The 5,920-nt window shown below is 71.1% G+C and carries 7 protein-coding genes; 6 read left to right on the top strand and 1 reads right to left on the bottom strand.

The genetic code is table 11. From position 1 onward, the window contains the following. Positions 1 to 311, bottom strand: a 311-nt coding sequence (locus B4E30_RS09950) for an OB-fold nucleic acid binding domain-containing protein (RefSeq protein WP_286795109.1), incomplete at its 3' end; no start/stop codon positions are given. A 126-nt stretch (positions 312 to 437) separates the two neighbouring features. Here B4E30_RS09950 and B4E30_RS09945 point away from each other — a divergent pair. The 6 genes from B4E30_RS09945 to ccsA all read left to right on the top strand — a co-directional run. Continuing rightward, on the top strand, positions 438 to 1,418 hold the full coding sequence (locus tag B4E30_RS09945) for a DUF368 domain-containing protein (RefSeq protein ID WP_194384669.1): 981 nt from the start codon (positions 438 to 440) through the stop codon (positions 1,416 to 1,418). Positions 1,419 to 1,442: 24 nt separating this feature from the next. Further along, positions 1,443 to 2,072 (top strand): histidine phosphatase family protein, encoded by a 630-nt coding sequence (locus tag B4E30_RS09940; RefSeq protein ID WP_194384670.1) that lies wholly within the window; start codon positions 1,443 to 1,445, stop codon positions 2,070 to 2,072. After that, positions 2,069 to 2,689, top strand: coding sequence for a TlpA family protein disulfide reductase (locus B4E30_RS09935; RefSeq protein WP_286719612.1), 621 nt, complete (start codon positions 2,069 to 2,071; stop codon positions 2,687 to 2,689). Before B4E30_RS09940 ends, B4E30_RS09935 begins: the two co-directional genes overlap by 4 nt. Positions 2,690 to 2,712: 23 nt before the next feature. Next, positions 2,713 to 3,510 carry a cytochrome c biogenesis CcdA family protein gene (locus B4E30_RS09930; RefSeq protein WP_286719963.1) on the top strand — a complete coding sequence of 266 codons (798 nt, stop codon included), beginning with the start codon at positions 2,713 to 2,715 and terminating at the stop codon, positions 3,508 to 3,510. Then, the gene (gene resB / locus B4E30_RS09925) at positions 3,491 to 5,233 is read left to right on the top strand and encodes a cytochrome c biogenesis protein ResB (RefSeq protein ID WP_286795106.1); all 1,743 of its coding nucleotides are present in this window, start codon (positions 3,491 to 3,493) and stop codon (positions 5,231 to 5,233) included. Before B4E30_RS09930 ends, resB begins: the two co-directional genes overlap by 20 nt. 4 nt (positions 5,234 to 5,237) lie before the next feature. Then, the coding region (gene ccsA, locus B4E30_RS09920) for a cytochrome c biogenesis protein CcsA (RefSeq protein WP_286795104.1) at positions 5,238 to 5,920 on the top strand (683 nt) is incomplete at its 3' end.

Below are 5,920 nucleotides of genomic sequence, written 5' to 3'. Positions count from 1 at the left end.
GCGATCTTCACCTCGACGCCGCCGAGCTTGACGCGCTCGTCGTGCTTGAGCGCACCGTGCACCGTGAGGAACGTGCCGTGCGTGAGGGCGGAGATGGTCTCGGTGAGGGCGAGGGCTGCCGCCTGCTCGGCGGTGGCGTCCTCGCCGATCTCGCGCGTTGCCGGGTTGACCAGCTGCACGGCACCGGACTCATCGCGCAGGATGACGAACTGCACCTTCTTCTGATCGCGGACGGTCTCCACCCATCCCGAGACGGAGACGGAGCCGTCTTCGCGGGCCTGCAGATCTTTGACGAGAACGCGTTCACTCACGATGACCGAGTCTAGACGCCGCGGCCGTCGCGCCCCAGCGGGCTGTCGCGGGCGAATCCCCAGGTGCGCGAGGCCCGGGCGCTCTAGCATCGGAGGGCACCTTCCCGTTTCCGACCGCGAGGCACGATGACCACCACCGACACCGGCCGCTCCTCCTCACGCGTGCGCGCCGTCCTCATCGCCCTGCTCGACGTGGTGCGGGGTGGCCTGATCGGTCTCGCCGAACTCATCCCCGGCGTCTCGGGCGGCACGATCGCCCTCATCACCGGTGTCTACGAGCGGCTGATCGCCTCGGCGGACAGCGTCGTGACCGCGATGAAGCGCCTGCTGCTCGGCCCGGACCGTCGCTCCGGCTTCGTCGACGGCATGCGACGGGTCGACTGGGTGCTCGTGGTCCCCGTCCTCATCGGGATGGCGGCGATGGTGCTCACCCTCGCGGGAACGGTCGAGGCGTTCGTCACCGAGAACGTCGAGGCCTCGCGCGGACTGTTCTTCGGCCTCGTCGCCGCGAGCATCCTCGTGCCCCTCCAGCTGGTGCCCCGCGCGCACCGCACCGCGCGGGCTCGGATCGGCGGCGTCCTGCTCTTCCTCGCCGCCGCAGCCGTGGCGTTCCTGGCCATCGACTTCGCGGGGGGCTCCTTCGACGCCGATCCGCCGCTGATCGCCGTCTTCTTCGCCGCGGCCGTGGCGGTGTGCGCGCTGGTGGTGCCCGGCGTCTCCGGGTCGTTCTTCCTGCTCGCCATCGGCCTGTACTCCCCGACCCTCCGGGCCGTCGACGAGCGCGACCTCGGGTATCTCGCCGTGTTCGCCCTGGGGGCCCTCGTGGGCCTGGTGACGATCGTGCGCGTGATCACGTGGCTGCTGCGTCACCACCGGCGCCTCACCCTCATCGCCATGGCCGGTCTCATGTTCGGATCGCTGCGCGCGCTCTGGCCGTGGCAGGATCTGCCGGCCGGGGAGGACCACGGGATCGGAGCGCTCGCCCTTCCGTATGAGCCGGTGGTGCTGCCGATCGTGCTCGCCGTCGTCGGGGCGGCCGTCGTGCTCGGCCTCGTGGCCGTCGAGCGGCACTTCGCCCGGTCCAGCCGACGCTCAGCCCGTCCATAGCGGGCCCCCACGTAGACTGAAGCGGTGCCTGCCGAACGCCTTCATCTCGTGCGCCATGGGGAGGTCGACAACCCCCGCGGCGTGCTCTACGGACGACTGCCCGGCTACCCGCTGAGCTCCGCCGGGCGCGACATGGCGCGGGCCGCCGCCGAATGGGTGCAGGCGTCGGGGCGCGACGTGACATCCCTCACGTGCTCGCCGCTGGAGCGCACGCAGGAGTCGGCGGAGCCGTTCACCGAGGTCTTCGGCGTCGCTCCCCGCATCGACGAGCGCGTCATCGAGCCGACGAATGTCTTCGAGGGCCGTCGCATGCGGATCGCCCTGATGAACCCGCTGAACTGGCGCCATCTGCGCAAGCCCGCCCTGCCGAGCTGGGGGGAGCCCTACGCCGAGGTGATCGTGCGGATGAACCAGGCGATGACCGATGCCTGGAAGCAGGCGGAGGGCGGCGATGCCGTCATCGTCTCGCACCAGCTGCCGATCTGGGTGACGCACCTCGCGGCCGCGGGCGAATCGTCCCGGCACGACCCGCGGCAGCGCCGCTGCGCGCTGTCGAGTGTGACCTCGTTCGAGATGCGCGACGGCCTGTGGACCGAGATCGGATACGCCGAGCCCGCCCAGACCTCGGGCGCGAGCGACGTGGGGGCGGTATGAGAGACCGCCGTGCCGCGCGCACCGGCCGCGTGGCCGCATCCATCGTCGCCGCCCTGGCGCTCGCGGGGGCGCTGGTGGCCTGTTCGAACGACCCGCTCGCGGAGCAGTACCGCGCGGGCGACAACAAGGGCTTCATAGCCGCGGACGGACTGCGCGTCGTCGAGATCCCGGTCGCGGAGCGCGGCGAGCCGGTGACGTTCTCGGGTGAGCTCGACACCGGTGCCACGATCACCGACGCCGATGTCGCCGGCGACGTCGTGGTCGTGAACTTCTGGTACGCCGCGTGCGGTCCGTGTCGCGCGGAGGCCCCCGCACTGGAAGAGGCTCACGGCGCCTTCGACGGCGAAGAGGTCACCTTCCTCGGGATCAACACCACCGACTCCGCCGGCACCGCGCTCGCCTTCGCCGAGACCTACGGGGTGACCTACCCGAGCGTGCTGGCGTCGGTGACCCCGGAGGTCAAGCTCGCCTTCGCCGAGAAGACGCCGATCAGCGCGACGCCGACGACCCTCGTGCTCGACGCCGAGGGGCGGGTGGCCGCGCGCATCATCGGCCAGCTGCAGGACGCGTCGGTGCTCGAGACCCTCGTGAGCGACGCGCTCGCGGAGACGTCGTGACCGAACTCGTCTTCGGCGGCGCGATGTGGCTCGCCGTGCCGGTAGCGGTGCTCGCCGGCCTGGTGTCGTTCCTCTCGCCGTGCGTGCTGCCGCTCGTGCCCGGCTACCTGGGGTTCATCGGCGGAGCCGCCGCCCCGCGTCGCGTCGCGCCCGCGTCAACACGACAGGAGATCTCCGCCTCGAGCGCCGCTCCTGCCGCGCCGAGCGGCGGGAGCGGGTCGAATTCTCCTGTCGAGTTCACGCCGCGCGGTCGGCTGGTGCTGGGCGTCGTGCTCTTCATCGCCGGCTTCACGGTGGTGTTCATGGCGGTGACGATCCTCGGCGGCACGCTCGGGCGGTTCTTCCTGCAGTACGCCGATCCGATCACCCGCGTGCTGGGCGTGGTCGTGATCCTCCTCGGCCTCGTCTTCATCGGCGTCTTCGGGTTCGCCCAGCGCACGGTCCACCCGCACGTGCGGGGCAATCTCGGGCTCATCGGCGCCCCCCTGCTGGGCCTCGCGATGGGCGTCGGCTGGACGCCGTGCATCGGCCCGACCCTCGCGGCGATCATCTCCGTCTCGTGGAACCTCGGCGACCCGGTTCGCGCCGGCATCCTGGGCCTGGCCTACTCGCTCGGGCTCGGGCTCCCCTTCCTCCTCCTCGCCCTCGGGTTCGGATGGGCGACGCGGTCGGTGGCGTTCCTGCGCCGCCACATCCGCGCCGTCAACATCGTCGGCGGTGCGCTCCTGGTCGCCCTCGGCGTGCTGATGGTCTCCGGCGTGTGGACGCTTCTCATGACCGGCCTGCAGGGGGTGCTCCTCGATGTCCCGCTCCCGCTCTGAACCCGCCGCCGAACAGGCGACGCTGCGTCCCGACGACCACGCCGATGCGCCGAGCGGCGGCTCGGACCCGGTGCAGCCGGCCCTCGGCCCGGTCGGATGGATGCGCTGGGGCTGGCGTCAGCTGACCTCGATGCGCACCGCGCTGGTGCTGCTGCTCCTCCTTGCGATCGCGGCCGTCCCCGGCTCCCTCGTGCCGCAGCGCAGCGCGGATCCGAACGGCGTCACGCAGTACTACGCCGACAATCCCGACCTCGCGCCGATCCTCGACAACCTGAGCATGTTCGACGTCTACACGTCGCCCTGGTTCTCGGCGATCTACATCCTGCTGTTCATCTCCCTCATCGGATGCGTGATCCCGCGCACCCGGCACCACGCGAAGGCGCTCCGGGCCAAGCCGCCGCGCACGCCCGCCCGGCTGTCGCGCCTCGACGACCATCGCACCGCATCCGTGCCCGTCCCGGCGGGCGCGGACACCGCCGCGGCGGCCGACGAAGCCGTCTCGCTCGCCGAGGCGCAGCTGCGGCGCTCGGGCTATCGCGTCGAGCGCTACGACGCGCGGGGGCGCCTGTCGGTGTCGGCCGAGCGCGGCTACGCCCGCGAGACCGGCAACCTCGTCTTCCACGGTGCGCTCGTCGGCGTGCTGATCGCCGTGGGGGTCGGCGGCGGATTCACCTACACCGGCCAGAGCGTCATCGTCGAAGACGACACGTTCGTCAACACCATGCTCGACTACGCCTCCTTCAACCCGGGGCGTTTCGTCGACACCGACGGTCTGTCGCCCTATGCGCTCACGCTCGACGAGTTCGAGGTGACCTACGAGCCGGCAGGGTCCACGGCCGCCGGTCAGGCGGGGGATTTCTCGGCGAACCTCACGGTCCGGAACGGCGATGACACATCCACGGAGTCGGTGCGCGTGAACCATCCCGTCGACATCGACGGCGATCGCGTCTACCTGATGGGCAACGGTTACGCCCCGACGATCACGGTGCGCGACGCCGACGGCGAGATCGTCTTCTCCGAGTCCGTTCCCTTCCTGCCGCAGGACACCAACATGACCTCGCTCGGCGTGATCAAGGTGCCCGATGGACTGCCCGATCAGATGGGCATGACCGCGTTCTTCTATCCGACGCAGTTCGAGCTGCCCTCCGGCGCCTTCACCTCCGCGTATCCCGCCCTGGTGAATCCCGTCATGACGATCAACGTCTACGCCGGCGACCTCGGCATCGACGACGGCACGCCTCGGTCGGTGTACACGCTCGACCCGACCGACATGACCCAGCTCGCCGGGCGCGGCGTCGACGAGCCGGCGCTCGAGCTCGCTCCCGGCGACACCGCGCAGCTGCCGGACGGCCTCGGCACGGTCACGTTCGAGAACGAGTCGCCCGCCGGGGCAGAGGGCTACGAGGAATCGGTCAAGCGCTTCGTCTCACTCTCCATCCACCGTGACGTCGGCGCGCCGTGGGTGCTCGCGTTCGCCGTGCTCGCCACCCTCGGTCTGCTCGCCGGACTGTTCGTGCCGCGCCGCCGCATGTGGGTCACCGCGACCGCCCGCGACGGGTCCGTCGATCTCGAGTACGCGGGCCTCGCCCGCGGCGAGGACCCGACCCTCGCCGCCGCCGTCGACAAGCTCGCCGCGTCGCACGAGGCCGCGGTGCGCGAGCGGGTGTCCGCCGAGCGGACGGACGCGGCCGCATCCACCCCCGACACGCCGAAAGTAGACTGACGCCATGACCGACACCCTCTCGCTCGACGACGTCTCGGTGCTGCTGGTCTGGACCGCCATCGCGGTGTACGCCCTCGCGTTCGTCGCCTACGCGATCGATCTCGCCCGACGCTCCGCGCTCGCCGTGGAGGCGAAGGATGCGCGCGCACGCGACCGCGAGCTCGTCGCCGCGGGCGGGGAGAGCATCACCGATGTCACCGCGCGGGAGCGCCGTGCCGGGGCGGAGATCGCGTCAGCGCCGGGCGCGCGCCCGCGCCTTTTGTGGGCGCGCATCGGAACCTCGCTGACGGTGCTGGCGTTCCTGTTCCACCTGGGCGCGACGGTGCTGCGCGGAATCGCGGCCGAGCGCGTGCCGTGGTCGAACATGTACGAGTTCGCCATGACGGGCCTGCTGCTGGTCGTGGCGGTGTACCTCGGCGTGCTCTTCCGGTACGACCTGCGCTTCCTCGGCACCTTCATCACCGGCCTCGTGGTCGTGCTGCTCGGGGGAGCGACGCTGTCGTTCTACGTCGAGGTGGTTCCGCTCATGGATCCCCTCAAGTCGGTGTGGCTCGTCATCCACGTGTTCGTCGCCTCGCTCGGCACCGCCCTGTTCGCGCTGGCCTTCGGTCTGTCGGTCGCGCAGCTGCTGCAGGCCCGCCGCGAGCGCAAGGTCGCCGAAGCGGCCGACGGCGCCGTCGTGCGCAC

Source organism: Microbacterium sp. UBA3394 (assembly GCF_002358725.1).
GTDB classification, from domain to species: domain Bacteria; phylum Actinomycetota; class Actinomycetes; order Actinomycetales; family Microbacteriaceae; genus Microbacterium; species Microbacterium luteum.
The sequence above is the reverse complement of the archived record's forward strand: the minus strand, read 5'-3'. Positions and strand labels throughout refer to the sequence as shown.